At 71.5% G+C, this 18,013-nt stretch carries 10 protein-coding genes; 4 read left to right on the top strand and 6 right to left on the bottom strand.

From position 1 onward, the window contains the following. The first annotated feature begins 311 nt into the window (after positions 1–311). Positions 312–2,066: a hypothetical protein gene (locus AC07PA_RS32490; protein WP_494610343.1), complete on the top strand. Its 1,755-nt coding sequence runs from the start codon at positions 312–314 to the stop codon at positions 2,064–2,066. A gap of 21 nt (positions 2,067–2,087) precedes the next feature. Here AC07PA_RS32490 and AC07PA_RS32485 read toward each other — a convergent pair whose 3' ends face one another. Together AC07PA_RS32485 and AC07PA_RS32480 are read right to left on the bottom strand one after the other, a co-directional pair. Then, entirely contained in the window at positions 2,088–2,702 is a 615-nt protein-coding gene (locus AC07PA_RS32485; protein ID WP_494610342.1) for a hypothetical protein, read from the bottom strand. 149 nt (positions 2,703–2,851) lie between these two features. Then, a complete protein-coding gene (locus AC07PA_RS32480; RefSeq protein WP_494610341.1) occupies positions 2,852–3,595 on the bottom strand; it encodes a LuxR family transcriptional regulator in 744 nt (247 codons plus the stop codon). Positions 3,596–3,846: 251 nt separating this feature from the next. On the opposite strand from AC07PA_RS32480, the gene AC07PA_RS32475 reads away from it, so the two are divergent. Continuing rightward, positions 3,847–4,932 carry a hypothetical protein gene (locus AC07PA_RS32475; protein ID WP_494610340.1) on the top strand — a complete coding sequence of 362 codons (1,086 nt, stop codon included), beginning with the start codon at positions 3,847–3,849 and terminating at the stop codon, positions 4,930–4,932. Between the two features lie 26 nt (positions 4,933–4,958). On the opposite strand, the gene AC07PA_RS32470 is transcribed toward AC07PA_RS32475, so the two are convergent. The 4 genes from AC07PA_RS32470 to AC07PA_RS32455 all read right to left on the bottom strand — a co-directional run bounded on the left by AC07PA_RS32470 (position 4,959) and on the right by AC07PA_RS32455 (position 16,137). Then, entirely contained in the window at positions 4,959–13,535 is an 8,577-nt protein-coding gene (locus AC07PA_RS32470) for a glycoside hydrolase family 94 protein (RefSeq protein ID WP_494610339.1), read from the bottom strand. A gap of 217 nt (positions 13,536–13,752) precedes the next feature. Further along, complete coding sequence (locus AC07PA_RS32465) at positions 13,753–13,887, bottom strand: hypothetical protein (RefSeq protein WP_255344567.1); 135 nt, start codon at positions 13,885–13,887, stop codon at positions 13,753–13,755. Between the two features lie 220 nt (positions 13,888–14,107). Continuing rightward, on the bottom strand, positions 14,108–14,902 hold the full coding sequence (locus tag AC07PA_RS32460; protein ID WP_494610338.1) for an alpha/beta hydrolase: 795 nt from the start codon (positions 14,900–14,902) through the stop codon (positions 14,108–14,110). Between the two features lie 107 nt (positions 14,903–15,009). Further along, positions 15,010–16,137: an FAD-dependent oxidoreductase gene (locus AC07PA_RS32455; RefSeq protein WP_494610337.1), complete on the bottom strand. Its 1,128-nt coding sequence runs from the start codon at positions 16,135–16,137 to the stop codon at positions 15,010–15,012. 119 nt (positions 16,138–16,256) lie between these two features. On the opposite strand from AC07PA_RS32455, the gene AC07PA_RS32450 reads away from it, so the two are divergent. Both AC07PA_RS32450 and AC07PA_RS32445 read left to right on the top strand, forming a co-directional pair. Continuing rightward, entirely contained in the window at positions 16,257–17,024 is a 768-nt protein-coding gene (locus AC07PA_RS32450) for a TetR/AcrR family transcriptional regulator (RefSeq protein ID WP_494610336.1), read from the top strand. Positions 17,025–17,085: 61 nt separating this feature from the next. After that, on the top strand, positions 17,086–17,940 hold the full coding sequence (locus AC07PA_RS32445; protein WP_494610335.1) for a hypothetical protein: 855 nt from the start codon (positions 17,086–17,088) through the stop codon (positions 17,938–17,940). Positions 17,941–18,013 lie beyond the last annotated feature (73 nt).

Below are 18,013 nucleotides of genomic sequence, written 5' to 3'. Positions count from 1 at the left end.
GCCTTTCTTTGGGGTACGTTTCTTTGGCGAAGCAAAGAAAGGTACCTCGGCCGCCGGGCCGAGACCCGGCCTCCGCCCTCAACAAAGGCATGCCACCAAAAAAACACGGCACCCAACATCAGCTAACATCCCACCCGCGGTACAAGCCGCCCCCGGGCCCGCGGGAAGGGTTGAACCCACTTGCAGAAGGCAGCACGACCGGACGAACAAAACCGTCCAACGCTCGCTGCCTTCAACCACACGCCTATCCAACGCCTTTTGTGCAGCCGGATCTGCGGGCCATCGGCACCTGATGCACGGAGGTACCCTTCATGACGACGACGCCCTACGGCAAGCGCCTTCCCGCCCGGCCCGACATTGGCCATCTCAAAAAACAGGCCAAGGATCTCCTGGCCCTGTACCGCAGCAACGACAGCACCACCACCGAGCCCACGGCCTTCGAGCGCTTTCGCGCCGCGCTGCCCGCCGCCGCGGGCAAGGACGACGCCACCCTGGCCGCCCAGGGCCTGCGCCTGCACGACGCGCAGTCGTGCATCGCGCGCGAATACGGCTTTGCCTCCTGGGCCGACCTGCAGGGCTTTGTCGCCGCGCGCCGGGCCCTGCTTGATGGCGACCCGGCCCGCGCGGTGCTGCACTGGCTGGGCCTGGTGTATGCGGGCGATATCTCGGGCAGCATGAACCGCGCGCGACCCGCGGTGGCCGCGCGCCTGCTGCAGGACAACCCGGCCCTGCTGGCCGGCAGCGGCAACGGCAGCGCCACCGGCGACGCCCCCTACCTCGCCTGCGCCACGGGCGACGAGGCCGTGCTGCGCCAGGCCAGCGCGCAGGACCCCGGCTGGGTGCACCGTGCGGGCGGCCCGCTGCAGTTGCCGCCGCTGGTGGCCGTCACGCACTCGGCGCTGCTGCAGCTGCCCGCCTACCGTGAGCGCCTGCGAAACTGTGCGCGCTACCTGCTGGCCGCTGGCGCCTCGCCCGACCAGTCGGTGGGCAACCGCTGGCCGCCGGCCTCGCTGCAGGCGCCCGACGCGGCGCACCCGCTGTCGGCCCTGTACGGCGCCGCCGGCTGCAACCACGACCCCGAACTGACGAAGCTGCTGCTCGGTGCCGGCGCCCACCCCGACGACAACGAATCGCTCTACCACTCGCTGGACCAACCCGAATGCACCCGGCTGCTGCTCAAGGCCGGCGCCCGCATCACCGGCACCAACGCCATGTACCGCGTGCTCGACCTCGATGACCTGGCGACCCTGCAGCTGCTGCTGGCCCATGGCGGCGATGCCAACGAGCCGCCGCCGGGCCCACCCACGTCGGACTGGAGCTCGCTGCTGCTCTGGGCCATCCGCCGGCGCCGCTCGCCCGCGCACGTCGCGGCCCTGCTGGCCGCCGGTGCCCGGCCCGACGCACGCACCCAGGACGGCACGCCCGCCCGCGCCATGGCCCTGCGCTACGGCCTGACCGAGGTGGCGCAGCTGCTGCACGACGACGCCGAGAACACAGACAGCAACAGCAACAGTGGCGCACCGCTCGCCCCGGACGAAGCCTTCATCGCCGCCTGCGCGCGCGGCGACGAGCCGGCGGCCCGCGCCATCCAGGCCGCGCACCCCGGCATCATCGGCACGCTCGGCCCCGCCCAGCGCCGGCTGCTGCCCGAGCTCGCGGCCCAGCAGGGCTGCGGCGAGGCGGTGCGCACCATGGTGCGCCTGGGCTGGCCCATCGAGGACCGCGGCGGGGACTGGGATGGCTCGGCCCTGAACCAGGCCGTGTTCCGCGGCGACTCCACGCTCGCCCGCTTCCTGCTGGAGCACGGCGCCGACTGGCGGGCCATGCACGGCTTTGGCGACAACGTGATCGGCACACTCTCATGGGCCTCGCTCAACCAGCCCGTGCCGGACGGCGACTGGGTCGGTTGCGCCCAGGCCCTGGTGGCCCATGGCATGCCCGGCGTGCGCCCCGACCCCGAGGGCCTGGACGACGGGGCTGTGCTGCTGGGCACGCACCGCAGCCGGTTCTCCGAAGAGGTGGCCGACTACCTGCTGGGCGCAGCGCCCCGGAACGCCGCCGCCTGATCCCGCGCCCCCGCCCGGGGCTTACTGGCAGGCCGTGGTCTGGTTGCCGTAGACCACGCTGGTGATGGGCATGTTGAAATTGAAGCCTGCCGGCAGGTTGTTGATGGTGCCCACCACCAGCCGCTCGCCCCGGGCCAGCGGGCGCACGCTGTACAGGCTCGCGCTGGCCAGGTTCATGAGCGCCGTGTTGGGGTCCACCTCCGCGGGCTTGAGCGTCAGGGCGTAGGCCGTCTGGTTGTGCACGAAGCGCCAGCCGTACAGCGAAAAGCTCCAGGGGTCCTGCGGCCCGTCATTGACTACCGAGACCTGCACCGCGCGGTTGCCCGGATCGACCTGCAGCATCAGCGTGCCCGCCCGCGCGTTGGACGCAAACACCGGCGCATTGCACAGCAGGCCCGAAGCCGCCTGCTCGCTCACCTTGGTGGGCACGAAGGTCGCGGCCAGCGGGTTCCACTGCACCTCCAGGATGTAGCGGCGACCCGCGTACTCCACATTGTTGATGCGCAGGTTCTGGCCATCCACCACACCCACCTGGGATGCCGCAAGATTGATCTGCACCCCCTGCGCCTGCACGGCCGCGGGGCTCATCACGGCCAGGACGGCCAGGCAACTCAGTACGGAAAAGGCAGTCTTCATGGAAGGTCGTCTCTCAAAAAAGAAAAGAAAAGGAAAGAAAAACAGACAAAAGCAGTGAAGACCCGACCATATCGGCGCAGCGCACGGGCATGAACTGTCAGATATGACAGTGCGCCCACCGCCTGGAACTGGCAGCATCCAGAGAGGTCTCAAAACGGGCTGGGCTGTATCAACCCCAGCAACAGAGCCCGCGCAATCGCGTGCTGGCGGCTGAAAACGCCCAGCTTCTGCGCCACCGTGTGGAGGTGGAAATTGGCCGTGCGCTCGGAGATGTGCAGCAGGCACGAGATCTCCCACGAGGTCTTGCCGTCGGCGGCCCAGCGCAGCACCTGCTGCTCGCGCGGGCTCAGCGCAGGGGGCTGCAGCGGCATGGGCGCCAGGCGGCGCATGGCCTCGTGCACATAGCTGGCCAGCAGGTGCGCATGTGCCTGCACCTGTGCCATGTCGGCCTGCGCGGCGCGGCCCGTGCGCGAGACCGTGCCGCTCAAGATACCGAGCTCCCCGTGGGGCGTGTGCAGCGGCACGCTCAGGCCGGTGCGCAGCCCGTGCTCGGCCGCCTCGCCCATCACGCGCCGGGCGTTCGGACAAGGGCCGCCGCCTGGCACATCGTGCCACAGCACCGGCAGGATGTTGCGGCTGCAGTAGCGGATCACCGGGTCGTGCGCATGGTGGGCCTGCGCCATGTAGTGGTCCGTCCATCCCGGCGGGTAGCCGTCCACCATCAGGATGCTCGACTGCGTGAAGTTCTCCGGTACCCTGAGCGCGTACACGAAATGCTCGAACCCCAGCTGCTGCGCCAATGCCTGCACCTGCCCATGCAGTGCGGGCAGGTCGGCACTGCGCAGCACCGCCTGGAGCGACTCACGAAATTGCGGCAGTGTCATCAGGGTCATGGGGCTGTGGGATCCGATGGGAGCACGCCTCGCATGCGGCGCGGGCCATTACATGCGCAACCAGGCATTGCAAAGATGTCCGAAATCGAGCGTCTGTAACCCTTCGTTTCACAGCCGCGCACTGGCGGCAGCGCAGGCGTCAAGTCCTACCGGCGGCACACCGCTGGCCCTACCCTCGCCCGCACCCGGCGCATCCAACATGGCAGGCATGGTGGCTCCCATGCCACCGCCATCCTCCAAGGAGCATCCCCATGTCGACACCCTCCCCCTTCCGCTCGCCCCGCCGCCTGGCGGCTCCGCTGTTCGCCGCCTCCCTGCTGGCGCTCGCCGCATCGCAATCCGCGCAGGCCCAGGGCGGCTTCGGCAGCGCCAGCCCGGCCACGCCGTCCACCGTGACCATCGGCACCCCCAGCAACGCCAGCATGCCGAGCAGCAACAGCAGCATCGGCAACACCTCCGTGCCCGGCAACATACCCAGCGGCATCCCCAGCAGCGGTAACGTGGGCAATGCCACCACCAGCACCTCCAACATCCCTGGGAGCGTGCCCAGCAGCAGCAGCAACAACAGCAACGTCGGCAACATGACCAGCACCACGCCGGCCACCAGCAGCACCACAACCACCGCCACCACACCCAGCAGCAACAGCAGCATAGGCAACACCAGCATTCCGGGCAACATCCCGAGCGGCATACCGAGCAGCACCAGCATCGGCAACCCGGGCAGCAGCACCTCCAGCATCCCGGGTGCTGTACCCAGCAGCGGCAACACGCCTGCAGGCACCCCTGGCAACACGGGTAGCGCCACCGGTACCACCGGCACGGTCGGCAACAGCACTGCCACCACTGGCAGCGCCCCTGCGGGTACCACCACCGGCATGGGCAACAGCACCGGTACGCCGGGCACTGCCGGCACCCCCGCCGGCAGCGCCACAGGCGGCACTGGCGGCACAGCGGCCGGACCCGGGACGGCCGGCACGACCGGCGCCACGGGATCCCCCGGCGGCACCGCGCCAGGCGCCAGCAGTGGCGCGGGCGTGAGCAGCGGTGCACCGGGCGCCAGCGGCACCGGTATCGGTGCGGCCGCGCCAGGGCCGTCCGGCACCGGCTCGGGCGGCAGCGTCAGCGCGGGATCTCCTGGCGGTGCCACCGGCGCAGGTGTGGGTTCTGGTGCAGGTGCAGGCTCCAGCGCAGGGCCTGGGCCCGGTGCGGGCGCGGCGGGCGTGGGCGCCGGCGCTCCAGGTGCCGGTGCAGCGGGTGCTGGCGTTGGCGGGCCAGGTGCGGCCGGTGCGGGCGCCGGTGCAGGCGCCGGTGCAGGTGCGGGCGCTGGTGCTCGCTGACCACGCGACTGCCTCTGCCCCAGTGCTCAGTCCCCCCGCAGCAAGCCGATCCGCAAGCGGTGCTCGCCCTCAGCAAGGGTGACACGCAGCGGCCCGGTGCCACACACCAGCGCAAGCCCGTCCAATTCCGCCGAGGCCACCCTGGCCTCCGCTCCGGGCGGGCCCGAGGCGGTGAATTCGATGCGGTAGACGGCCCCCGCCACGTCGATGCGCGCCTCGAAGCCCGGCCATTCGGCAGGGATGCACGGGTCGATCACCAGCTCCTGCCCCTCGCGGCGTAGGCCCAGGATGCTTTCCACGCCGGCTCGGTACATCCAGCCCGCGGCGCCGGTGTACCAGGTCCAGCCGCCGCGCCCGGTGTGCGGTGCCACCGAATAGACATCGGCCGCCACCACATAGGGCTCCACCCGGTAGCGCGCCACCTCGGCAGGCGTGCGCGCATGGTGGATGGGGTTGACCAGCGCGAACAGCGCGTGCGCCCGGCTGCCGGCCTGCGGGTCGTTGCGCAACTGGGCGCGCGCCATGATCGCCCACATGGCTGCATGGCTGTACTGCCCGCCGTTCTCGCGCAGTCCGGGCGGGTAGCCCTTGATATAACCGGGGTCGTGCGGCGTGGTGTTGAACGGCGGCGTGAACAGCAGGGCCAGGCCCTCCTGCGGCAGCACCAGCTTGTCGCCCAGCGAGGCCATGGCGATCAGCGCCCTTGCCGGGTCGGCCGCGCCCGAGAGCACCGCCCACGACTGGGCTATGGAGTCGATGCGGCACTCCTGCCCCTCGTGGGTGCCCAGCCACGTGCCATCGTCGAAGGTCGCGCGCCGGTACCAGGCGCCGTCCCAGGCCTCGCGCTCCAGCGCAGCGCGCACCGATTCGGCATGCATGCGCCAGCGCGCGGCACAGTCGGGATCGCGGGCATCCGCCAGCGGCGCCATCAGCGCCACCGTGCGCACCAGCAGCCAGCCCAGCCACACGCTCTGGCCCCGGCCCTCCTGGCCCACGCGGTTCATGCCGTCGTTCCAGTCGCCCGTGCCCATGAGCGGCAGGCCCAGGTCGCCGGTCAACTCCATGGCCTGGTCCAGCGCCAGTGCGCAGTGCTCGAACAGCGTGGCCGAGGCCTCCGCCGCCATCGGCTGAAAGAAGGCGTCGTGCTCGCCGGACTGCAGCGGTGGCCCATCCAGGAAGGGAATGGACTCATCCAGCACCGCCGTGTCGCCCGACACCTGCACATAGCTGGCGGTGGCAAACGCCAGCCACACCCGGTCGTCCGAGATGCGCGTGCGCACGCCCTGGCCCGAGTGCGGCAGCCACCAGTGCTGCACGTCGCCTTCGGCAAACTGCCGGCCCGCGGCACGCAGCAGGTGCGCACGCGTCTCCTCGGGGCGGGCAAAGGCCAGCGCCATGCCGTCCTGCAACTGGTCGCGAAAGCCATAGGCCCCGCTGGCCTGGTAGAAGGCCGAGCGCGCCCAGACGCGGCAGGCCTGCGTCTGGTACAGCAGCCAGCCGTTGAGCAGGATGTCCATGGCCCGGTCGGGCGTGCGCACCTGCACGGCGCCCAGCAGGCTGCGCCAATGGCGCGCCACTTCCTGCAGCAGCGCATTCACGTCGAGCAGACGGTAGCGGGCCACCAGGGCCAGGCTCTCCGCAGCCGATGCGCATTGGCCGATGAAGCCGGCCACCTCCCGGGTCTCCCCGGGCTGCAGCGTGAGCGTGCACTGCAGCGCCGCGCAGGGGTCGCGCCCCGCAGCGCCGCCGCCAGACAGCGTTGCGTGGCCCCGAAGCGCCGCAGGGTCCGCCAGGCTGCCATGCCGCCCCAGGAACTCGGTTCGGTCGGTGGTCCAGGCGGTCTGCTGCCCGCCCAGGTCGGCAAAGGCCACGCGGCCGGCAAACGCCGTGCTCCAAGGGTTGCGCGCCAGCAGCACGCCGCTGTCCGCATCGCGCTCCGCCAGGATGAACGGGGCCGATGCCCCGCGCGAGGTGCCCAGCACCCACTCGGCATACAGCGTCACGGTGATCTGCCGCACCTGCGCCGTGCGGTTGTGCAAGCTCAGGCGCGAGACCTTGACCGGGTCGGCGATGGGCACGAACTGCAGCAGCTCCAGCGCGATGCCATGGGCCTCGTGCAGGAAGCGGCTGTAGCCATGGCCATGGCGCGCCGTGTAGGTCCCGTTGCCACGCAGGGGCTGCGCGGTGGGGCTCCACAACTGGCCGCTGGCATCGTCGCGCACGAAGAAGGCCTCGCCCGCCGGGTCGCTCACCGGGTCGTTGGACCAGGGCGTGAGCTGGTTCTCGCGGCTGTTGCCGGCCCAGGTGTAGCCGCTACCGTCGGCCGACACGTGAAAGCCGAAGCCCGGGTTGGCAATGACGTTGATCCACGGCGCGGGCGTGGTGGCCCCGTCGCGCAGAACGGTCACGTACTCCGTGCCATCCTTGTCGAAGCCGCCCAGGCCGTTGAAGAACTCCAGGCCCGCCGTGTCCGGCGCGGGGGCAGGTTCGTACGGCGGCTGCGGTGCCGGCGCCATCACCGGCCTGGCCACCACTTCGGGTACCTCCTGCGCGGGCATCATGGCCAATTGCTGGGCGATGGCGCCGCGCCGCGCCACCAGCGCCACGCGGGCGATGGACTGCAGCAGTGCGCGTGAAGTCGCATCCATGAGGTCGGCACGCAGCGTGTGCACCACGCCGTGCGCCAGCGACTCGCCCAGCCGCGGCCGCGACTGGCTGCTGCGCACGGCCGTCTCGATGGCGATCTGCAGGTCCTGCACGTACGACGATGCCCGCTCGTTGATGACCACCAGGTCCACCCCCAGGCGCTTCATGCGCCAGTACTCGTGCGCCTGCAGCAGCTGGTGCAGCTGGGCGATGTCCTCGATGTCGTCGATGCGCAGCAGCACGATGGGCAGGTCGCCCGAAATGCCGTGCTGCCACAGGCCCGACTGCGGGCCCGCGCCGCGCGCGATGGCATCGGCCGGTGCGCGAAAGCGTGCGTCCGCATACAGGATGGGCGCCGCCAGGCGCTGGAAGTCCGCCGCCGCATCGGCGTCGATGCCGATGTGGCGCAGCTGCACCTGGGCCTGGGTCCAGGCCAGGGTGCGCGCGCGCTCGAAGGCGCTGCGGTCGTGGTGCTGGTCCAGCAGGTCGAGCAGCGCCTCGCGCGTGGGCGCCACCAGCGTCCAGAAGGCCACGCGGGCCATCTGCCCGGGGGCGATGCGCACACGCTGGCGCAGCGCGAACACCGGGTCCAGCACCGTGCCCACGGTGTTGGACAGCGCACCGCCGCCATGCACCGCCAGCGCATTGCGCGCCGTGCGGCCCCGGCCGAGGAACAGGCCCCGGTCGGTCTCGTACTGCGCCGGGGCCGCCACCGTGCCCTCCACCACCGCGAAGTGCGCGGCCCACACCCCCGCCTCGCCCGGGCTGCGTGCACGGCGCGTGGCCAGCAGAGCGCCGAACTCGGGCAGGTACTCGGTCTGCACGAACATCTTGGAGAAGGCCGGGTGGGCGTTGTCGGCCGCGGGCGGGGCCAGCACCAGCTCGGCGTACGAGGTCAGGTCGATCTCGCGCGCACGCGGGCCGGTGTTGACCAGGGTGACCTGGCGCACCTCGCCATCGGCCTCGGCCGACACGATCACCTCGGTGGTGGTGGTCATGCTGCCGTCGTGGCGCGTGAAGGCCGCATGGTCCTCGGCAAACGCCACCTCGTAGCTGTCGGCCGCGCGCCCCGAGGGCTCCGCCGCCGCGGACCAGGTGCGGCCGCTGTGCGCATCGCGCAGGTAGACATGCGAGCCCCAGTCCTCGCTGGTGGCGTCCTCGCGCCAGCGGGTCACCGCCAGGTCGCGCCAGCGGCTGTAGCCGGTGCCGGCCGCCGTGAGCATGACGGCATAGCGCCCGTTGGACAGCAGGTGCGTGGCCGGTGCACCCGTGCCCGGCGCGCCCATGCGCCGCACGGCATGCAGGTCGTCGCGCACGTCGGCAGGGCCGGTCTGCGTTTCTTCGGCGCGCGGGTGGGCCACGGCCACCAGGCGCGGCATGCGCTCCTGCAGCAGCAGCTCGCAGGCCTGCACCATGGGCTCGCGGTGAAAGCGCTCGCGCATCTGCCCGCCGTGCAAGGTGTTGGCAATGGCCACGATGGTCATGCCCTGGTGGTGCGCCATGTAGTTGCGCACGATGGCCACGGCCTGCCCCTCGGGCAGGCGGCTGCGGGTGAAGTCCAGCGCCTCGTAGAAGCCATGCTGCCCCAGGGCGCCGAGCTGCGCCAGGCGCGCGAAGTTGTGCCCCGCCGCGGTCGCATCCACCATGCAGGCCAGGCCGGTGGCGTAGGGGGCGATCACCAGGTTCTCGGCCAGCCCGCGCTTGAGCCCCAGGCCCGGCACGCCGAAGTTGGAGTACTGGTAGGTGAACTCCAGGTCGCGCGCGTTGTAGGCCGACTCGGAGATGCCCCACGGTATGCCCTGCAGCGCGCCGTAGGCCATCTGCCGCTGCACCACCAGGGTGTTGGTCTGCGCCAGCAGGCTGCCCGCGGGCGCGCGCATCACCAGCGAAGGCATCAGGTACTCGAACATCGAGCCCGACCACGACACCAGCGCCGAGCCCTTGCCCACCGGTATCGCCGTGCGCCCCAGGCGGAACCAATGGCGCGTCTCCACGTCGCCCTTGGCGATGGCGAACAGGCTGGCCAGCCGCGCCTCGGAGGCCAGCAGGTCGTAGCAGTTGGCGTCGAGCCGGTTCTCCACCGCCGCATAGCCGATGGACAGCAGCTTGCGCTCGGGGTCGAGCAGAAAGGCGAAGTCCATGCCAAGCGCCAGCGCGCGCGCGGTGTCGGCCAGCGATTGCCAGCGGGCGTCGAGCGTGGGCACATCCGCCGCGCCAGGCAACAGGTCGCGCCCCTGCTCGATGACCCGCGCGCGCACGGCCGCGGTCCAGAACAGCAGTGCCTCGCCCTCACCATCCCCACCGCTGCCGGCCGGCACTGCGATGTCCTGCGCCTCCTTCAGCGCCTTGTCGGCCAGGCGCTGCAGGGCGGGCAAGCCCATCTCCACGGCACCACCCGCCACCGCGGTGTCGATCTCGGCCAGCAGGGCCAGCAGCCGCCGGCCCTGTGCGCCCTGCGCCGCAGGCACGCCGTGCACCGCCTCGCGCGCCAGCGCCACGGCATCGCCCAGCCCCGACACCCAGGTGGCGGGCAGCGGCGCGCGCACCCAGCCCTCGCAGGCATTGGCCAGCGCGATCAGGTGGCCGGCCAGGTTGCCGCTGTCCACCGACGACACGTAGGGCGGCGCCAGCACCTGCGCCGTGCCCGTGTCGTACCAGTTGTAGAAATGGCCCCGGTGGCGCGCCAGCGCGCCCATGCTGGCCAGCGTGGCCTCCAGCCGGTCCGCGGTCTGCGCGGCACCGGCCCAGCCGAAATCGCGCGCCGCCACGGCCGACAGCAGGTACAGCCCCATGTTGGTGGGCGAGGTGCGGCGCGCCACCACGGGCTTGGGGTCTTCCTGGAAGTTGTCGGGCGGCAGGTGGTGTTCGGCCGCGGTGACGAAGGTCTCGAAGAAGCGCCAGGTGCGCCGCGCGATGCGCCGCAAGGCCAGCGCGTTGTCCACTGCAGGCGCGCTCTGCGGCGCGGGCACGGAGCGCCGGCTCGAGCGCCAGGCCAGGGCCGGCGCCGCCAGCCACAAGGCCAGCAGCGGCAGCACCAGGGGCCGCGATGCCGGTGCCAGCGCGGCAGTGCCGGTCGCCAGCACCGTGGCCAGCAGCAGGCCGCCGGCCATCAGCCGGTAGAAGCCCGCAGGCCCCGGGCGCGGTTTGGTGGCCGACTGCGCGGCGGTCTTCCACTCCAGCATCTGCCGGTGCGTGGCGTACAGCCGCACCAGGGCGCGCACGATGGCGTCCACCGCGCGCCAGGCATGGTCGGGCAGCAGCGCGATGGCGGCCACGGTCTGCAGCACCGCCACGCGGAAGTCCGAGGCCAGCAGGCGCAGGTGGCTGGCCACGCGGATGCCGGGGCGGCTGGCCCACAGCTCGGCCATCCCGGGCAAAAAGGCCGGCACGCCCAGTGCCGCCAGCACCAGCAGCACGCCCCAGGGCGCCTGCGGCCACGGCAGCCAGCAGCACAGCACCAGGGTCAGCAGGCCGGCCGGGGCCAGCAGCGAGCGGCGCAGGTTGTCCAGCATCTTCCAGCGGCCCAGGGCGGGCAAGGGGGTGCCCTGGTGGCGCCGGCCCAGCACCCAGGGCAGCAGCTGCCAGTCGCCGCGCGTCCAGCGGTGCTGGCGCTGCACGGCCACGTCGTAGCGTGCCGGAAAGTCTTCGACCACCTCCACGTCCGACGCCAGGCCGGCGCGTGCCAGCACGCCCTCGAACAGGTCGTGGCTGAGCAGCGTGTTCTCTTGCACGCGCCCGGCCAGCGCGGCCTCGAAGGCGTCCACGTCGTAGATGCCCTTGCCGGTGTACGAGCCCTCGCCGAACAGGTCCTGGTACACGTCCGACACCGCGGCCGCATAGGGGTCCATGCCGCCGGGCCCCGAGGTCAGCCGCTGGTACAGCGAGCCTTCGAGCCCCATGGGCAGCGCCGGCGTCACGCGCGGCTGCAAAATGGCATGGCCGCCCACCACGCGCTGCTCGGCCGGGCTGAAGCTGGGCTGGTTCAGCGGGTGGGCCATCTTGCCGATGAGGCGCAGCGCGGCATCGCGCGGCAGGCGCGTGTCGGCATCGAGCGTGATGACGTAGCGCACGCCGGGCAGGATTTCCGGTTGCCCCTTGCCATCGAGCGCCATGAAGCTGGTGTCCGTGGCGCCGCGCAGCAGGCGGTTGAGCTCGTGCAGCTTGCCGCGCTTGCGCTCCCAGCCCATGAAGCAGTTCTCGCCGGCATTGAAGCGGCGGTGCCGGTGCAGCAGGTAAAAGCGCTTGCCGCCCGGCGCCGGGCCGTGTCGCAGGTTCAGCGCGGCGATTGCCTCCTGCGCCACGGCGATCAGGTGGGCGTCGCCGGCCACCACTTCGGTGGTGGCGTCCAGCCCGTCGGACAGCAGCGCGAACGACAGATCACCCCCCGCGCCCGCCAGGTGGTGCACCTCCAGGCTTTCGATGTGGGCGCGCAGGTCCGCCTCGCTGGTCAGCAGCGTGGGCACCACCACCAGGGTGCGCAGGTGGGTGGGCACGCCATCGGCCAGCGCCAGGCCCGGCAGCCCCACGGGGCCGAAGCGCCGCGTGACGCGCCGGTTGACCAGCACGCTGGCCACCTCGGTGGCGGGCAGAAAGCCGGCCAGCGCCAGCGCCACCAACCAGCCCGGGTGCGTGCCGTGCAGGCCGGCCCACCAAAGGGCTGCGCCCAGCAGCAACAGCGCCAGGCCCATGATGGCGCCAATGTAGCCCCCCACGCCCAGGCCCACCTGCCAGCGGTTGAAGCGAAAGCCCCACCGCGGCTTGAAGCCGATGGCCTGCTCCAGCGCGGGCCGGCCTTCGGCCACCAGGTGGTAGCCGGGGTCGGCGGCGCGCGCCGGATGGGCACCGGTGGCCTGGGCGGCCGCTGCCGCCTGCGCACTGGCCAGGGCCTGCTCGGCAATGGCCAGCTCGGTCAGGGCCGAGCCGCGTGCCAGCTGCTCGATGGCACTGCGGTAGAGGTTGCGCGTGGCAAAGTCCATCGCCGCGAAGCCGCCGCCTTCGCGCAGGCGTGCGTCCACCAGGCCCATGCCCTCGACCAGGTCGGCCCAATCGATGTCGGACATCAGCCGCATGCTGGTGATCACGTTGCGCACGCTCACGTTGGAGGCGCCCTGGCGCTGCTGGGCGTGTTCGATCACCAGGCCCACGCTGGTGCCCTGTCGCTCGAGCCGCTCTTCCAGCCACTGCAGCGCGGGGGTGGTGCGCGGGTCCTGGTCGCGCAGGCGCTTGGCCAGTTGCGCGGCAAACAGCTCCGACAGCGGGCCGTGGGCGCGCGTGCCGATGTCCCCCACCAGGGCCGAGTAGGCGCTGCCCGAGGCGAGCAGGCGGTCGGCCAGCGCCTGCGCATCGGCGCGGTCGGCCCGGCCGGCCGTGATCTGGTCGGCCAGCCGGCGCAGGTTTTCCACCAGCACGATGCGCAGGGTGATGGCCACCGCCCACAGCTCGCTAATCATCAGCGGCTGCACCTGCTGGTAGGCGGCGATGAAGCGGCGCAGCGCCAGCGGGTCGAAGTGGCTGTCGGTGTGCGCGACAAAGGCCCATGCGATGCCGAAGACGCGCGGGTAGCCGGCGAACGGCCCCTGCGCCAGCTTGGGCAGTTGCCGGTAGTAGCCCGGCGGCAGGTCGACCCGGATCTCGCGGATCTGCTCTTCCACCACGTGGTAGTTGTCCAGCAGCCAGTCGGCCGCGGGCACCACGCTGGACCCCGACGCCAATTCAGCGGCGCTGGCCCGGTAGGCGGCCAGCAGCTGGCTGGCATTGGCGCGCAGGCGCCGGTGCAGCGAGGGCACCCGGGGCGGCCGCAGGCTTACCTGCTGGGCGGCGGCCAGGCTGCGCGCATGCTGCTCCAGGCGCTCCATGCCAAAGAGCTCTTCGCGCACGGGGGCGGTGCCGTTCCACGGCGGCGCAGCGGCGCTCCTCACGGCATGGGAGAGGGAAGACAGGGCATCGACAACAAGCATGGGCGCCTTTCGGGACACCCCGGGGCCGCGCTGTGCCCCGTGACCTGCCCGTTGAAGGAAAAGGCGCGGACGGGCCAGGCCGTCCGCGTCGAAGGAAGGCCTGTGTGCTGGCACACAGGCGGGCCTGCACTTGGGCAAGGCCGTGAACGCTGCGCGCCCCCGTCAGGCCCAAAGCCTGAAGGGAGCGTGCAACCAGGGCACAAGCGAGTCCCGAGGCTCAGCCCTTTTTGGCTGCGCGTGGTGGCTGTGCGGCGCCGGGCCTGGCGGGGGCCAGGGGCTCCACCACTGCGGCAGGCTTCTGCTTGGGCTTCTTCGATTCCTTGTTGCCGCGTTTCTGTTCTTTTCCTGCCATGAAAGGCTCCTTCGCTTGGAACACGCCCCGTGGGTTGGCGGGCGCAATGGTCTCAGCCACCCGGCACAAGGCGCGGATGGGACATTCAAGCAACCACGCGCACCCTCATGGAAGGCGCACACAGATGCATGGAGGAAGGGAAAAGGTCTGCAGAACGCAGGCGTCCAGCGGCGGGACGTGATTTGAGCGGCAGTTCTTCGACACCACCATATGGTGGCGGTCAGCGCGAATGCAAGGTGCCGCCAGCCGAAAAAGGAGGCGCCCCCGGGCCCGGGTGTTGCAGGCGCCTGCCCTGCAGCCACTCGACCACGATGCGGTGGTATGTCTGGCGCCACTTTGGCTGTGACAGTTCATGGTCTGCCCCCAGCAGCATGTGCCGCACCAGCGAGCGCGAATTGCCGAGGGCCCATGCGTAACTGTCGATCACGGGCGGCGCCACCACCTGGTCGCGCTCCGACTGCACCAGCAGCACATCGCCGCGAAACGCCGAGCAGGCCGCCAGCGCGCGGTTGGTGTCGGGCGTGTGCACCTGGCGGCGGTAGGCATCCACCGCGCGCCTGTCGAGGCCCTCCTTGGGCAGGAGCCAGTCTTCGTCGGGGTAGAGCGCGGGCGAGCGCAGCACCAGCCAGTCGAACGGGTACATGCCGGCCAGCAGCGCAGCCATGTAGCCGCCGTAGCTGAAGCCCAGCACCCCCATGCCATCGGGCCGGGCCTGGGCATGCAACTGCTGGTAGTCGCGCAGGGCCTGTCGCAGCGTGTCCTCGCGGTTCACGGCGGCACGCTCGGCGGCCGCCCAGCCGGCATCGGGCAGGTCGCCACGCCGGCACTGCCAGCCATGGGCGGCCAGATCCTGGTCCATCGCGTCGTACTGGGCCCTGCCATCGTCGTCCCATCCGGGCAGCACCAGCAGGGCCGGGCGAAGAATGCCGTACTGCCCGGCGGGCGGGGCCACGGTTGCGCTGGCGTCGGCAGCACCGATCACATCCAGGGAGTCGGGAGGGAGGAGGAACGCCATGCCGCCATGGTGGCCGGCCGACCCGGCATGCGGCTGTCGGCTGCGCGGCCATGTGCGTGTCAGACACGCCTGCAAGGGCGGGCCCGCAGCCCACCCACAGGCCCTGGTCAGCCCCCGCGCAGCATCTCCACCAGACCGTGCGGCGCACGCGCGCCCAGGCAAAGATCCAGAATGCCCTGGGCTGCGCGCGCCTCGGCCGCGCTGCGGGGGAACAGGGCCTGCTCGTAGGCCGAGAGTGCAGCCTCCAGGTTCCCCGGGTGGGCAAGGATCGCCTGGGCCAGTTCCGCACCGTCGAGCATGGCCAGGTTGGCCCCTTCGCCCGACGGCACCATCAGGTGCGCCGCATCGCCCAGCAGGGTCACGCCCGGCACCCGCTGCCAGCGGTGGTCCACCGGCAGGGCGTGCAGGGTGCGCAGCACCGGCGCAGTATCGCCATCGGTGACCAGCGCGGTGAGCGGCGCGGCCCAGCCCGCGAATTCGTGGGCCACACGGGCCAGGGCGGCGGCGGGTCGGGTGAAGTCGATGGCCTGGAACCACTCCAGGGGCCTGCTCAGCTGCACATAGGTGTGCAGCACGCCCTGCGGCTCGCGGTGCGCCACGATGCCCTGGCCGGGGGCCAGCGCAAACATCGCCCCCCGGCCCACCGCCTGCGCGCTCGCGGGGTGCCACGTGTCGCAGTCGTGCAGCCAGGTCTCGACGAACGAGGTGCCCACGTAGGCCGGCGTGGCGTCGGACAGCAGGGGCCGCACTTTCGACCAGGCGCCATCGGCGCCCACCAGCAGACCGGTCTCCACCACCGCACCGTTGTCAAAGGCCAGCCGGTGGCGCCCGCCGCCCAGCGCAGCGGCCTGGGCCAGCTTGTGCCCCCAGCGCACGCTGTCGGCAGGCAGCGCATCGAGCAGGATCCGGCGCAGCTCCCCGCGGGGCACCTCGGGCCGCCCGCCCCTGCCGTCGTCGGGCTCGTCCAGCAGCAAGCGCCCATGCCGATCGAACACCCGCGATGCCTCACCGCCCGCATGGATGATGGACTGGAACTCGGCGAACAGCCCCGCAGCATGCAGCGCGCGCTGCCCATTGTGTTCGTGGATGTCGAGCATGCCGCCCTGCGCGCGGGCGCTGGCCGAGGGCTCAGCCTCGTACACGGTGGCGGCAATGCCGTGCACGTGCAGCACGCGGGCCAGCACCAGCCCGCCCAGGCCGGCGCCGATGATGGCGATGGGGGTGTGGTTCGTCATGTCAGGGGTCCTTTGCGTCGCGGCGTGAAGTGGTTGGGAAGTGACTCATGGAACGCCGTTCCATTAGATTGTAGTGGAACAGCGTTCCACGGGTGCCAGGCATATGCCAAGATGCGGCTATGGCCACCGCAAAGACCCCTTCCGTACCCCCCGCCGCCGCCCGCCCCGGCACGAAGACCCGGCGCACGCCAGCCCCTGCCGCAGCGCCCGTGGCCGCGCCGCGGCGGGGGGATGCGCTCACGCGCGAGGGCATCGTCGAGGCATCGATCGCGCTGCTCGACAGCGCCGGGGTGGGTGGCCTGACCTTCCGCGCCCTGGCCGAGCGCCTGGCCACCGGCCCGGGCGCGATCTACTGGCACATCGACGACAAGAACGACCTGCTGACCGCCGCCTGCGATGCCGTGGTGGCCCGCAGCCTGGCCGCGCTGGCGCCCGGTGGCACACCCCGAGCGCACATCCGTGCCGTGGCGCTGGCCATGTTCGATGCCATCGACGCGCGCCCCTGGCTGGGCACGGCGCTCACACAGGCCGCGGGGCAGTTGCCGGTGGTGCGCATCCTCGAGCCCCTGGGCCAGCAGGTGCGCGCGCTCGGTGTGGTCCGGCACAAGGCGCAGTGGACCGCTGCCAACGCGCTGCTGAGCTACATCCTGGGCGTGGCCGGGCAGAACGCCGCCAATGCGCAGGCACACCAGGCACCTTCCGGCCGGGGCGACCGCGCAGTCCAGCTGGCCGAGGTCGCCGCAGCCTGGTCCGCGCTGGACCCGGTGGACTACCCCTTCACCCGCAGCCTGGCCGGCCAGTTGCGCGAGCACGACGACCGGGAGGACTTCCTCGCAGGCATCGACCTCATCCTGGCCGGCCTGGCCGCAACGCCGCGCCCGCGCTGACTCGGCCACCCGGTGCTCTCTTCGGGCGACAATCGCCAGAGAGAGAGGAAGAAAAGACACCATGCAATCCATGAACACGCGGCGCAAGTCCGCGGCACGGGCGGTACGGACCGCACTGGCGGCCCTGCTGCTGGCGGGCGCCGCTGCGGCACCGGCACAGGCCCAGACCGGCGCCAGCAAAGACCAGGAGCAGCAGGCCCTGGACTCGATGGCCAAGGCCGGGCCCCTGCTCGACAAGATCAATGCCGGCGGCTCCGTCAGCGACCAGGAGGTGCTGGACGCCCGGCTCGGCATGATGGAGCCCTTCATGCGGCTCAAGGCCGCCTACCGCCGGGAGACGGATGCGATCGAGGACCACTATGTGAAGGACCTCGCCGCCCTGCAGCCCCAGACCATGCTGGCCCCGGCAACGATGGTCTCGCCCGAGCTGCGCAGCCAGACGCGGGCCCGCCTCAAGGCCTGGCAGCAGGCCCTGGCCAGCTACCGCAGCCGCATGGAGGTGGCCAACGCCCAGGCGCTCAAGGACATGAAGGCCTTGCAGCCGCAGCTGCCCGCCTTCACCTACGGCCCCCTGGCCAGCGGGTTCGAGCGCGCGCTGCGGCTGGTGGGCGACTTCGTGGCCGGCTTCGCGGCCGGCGAGACCGCGGCCATGGCGGGCGCCTCGGCGCTGCTGGACTTCATGGACAGCATCCCGGGCGGCCAGGGCCTGTTCACACTAATTTCGGGGTCGCGAAGGCCCTTGCCGGCGTGCCAATCTAGGCGTGCGACGCAGCGCGTGTGCCCTTGCACACGCAAGGAGCGCAACGACGAGTGGCGCGCCGGAAAGGGCCTTCCCTTCGGGTTGCCCGGCCTGGGGGCCGTCTGCGGCGTTGCCCGCGCTTGCAAGGTTCCTACCTTGCTGCGCACGGGCGCCTAGTGTGCTGTCCCGCAGATAACTGGCATTAGTCGTGCATGCCTTTTGGGTATCCTTGCAACGGAGATACCGCAAT

It is taken from the genome of Acidovorax sp. GW821-FHT09B03 (assembly GCF_059418305.1).
Note: the sequence above shows the minus strand (reverse complement) of the source record. Positions and strands in the feature narration are given on the sequence as shown.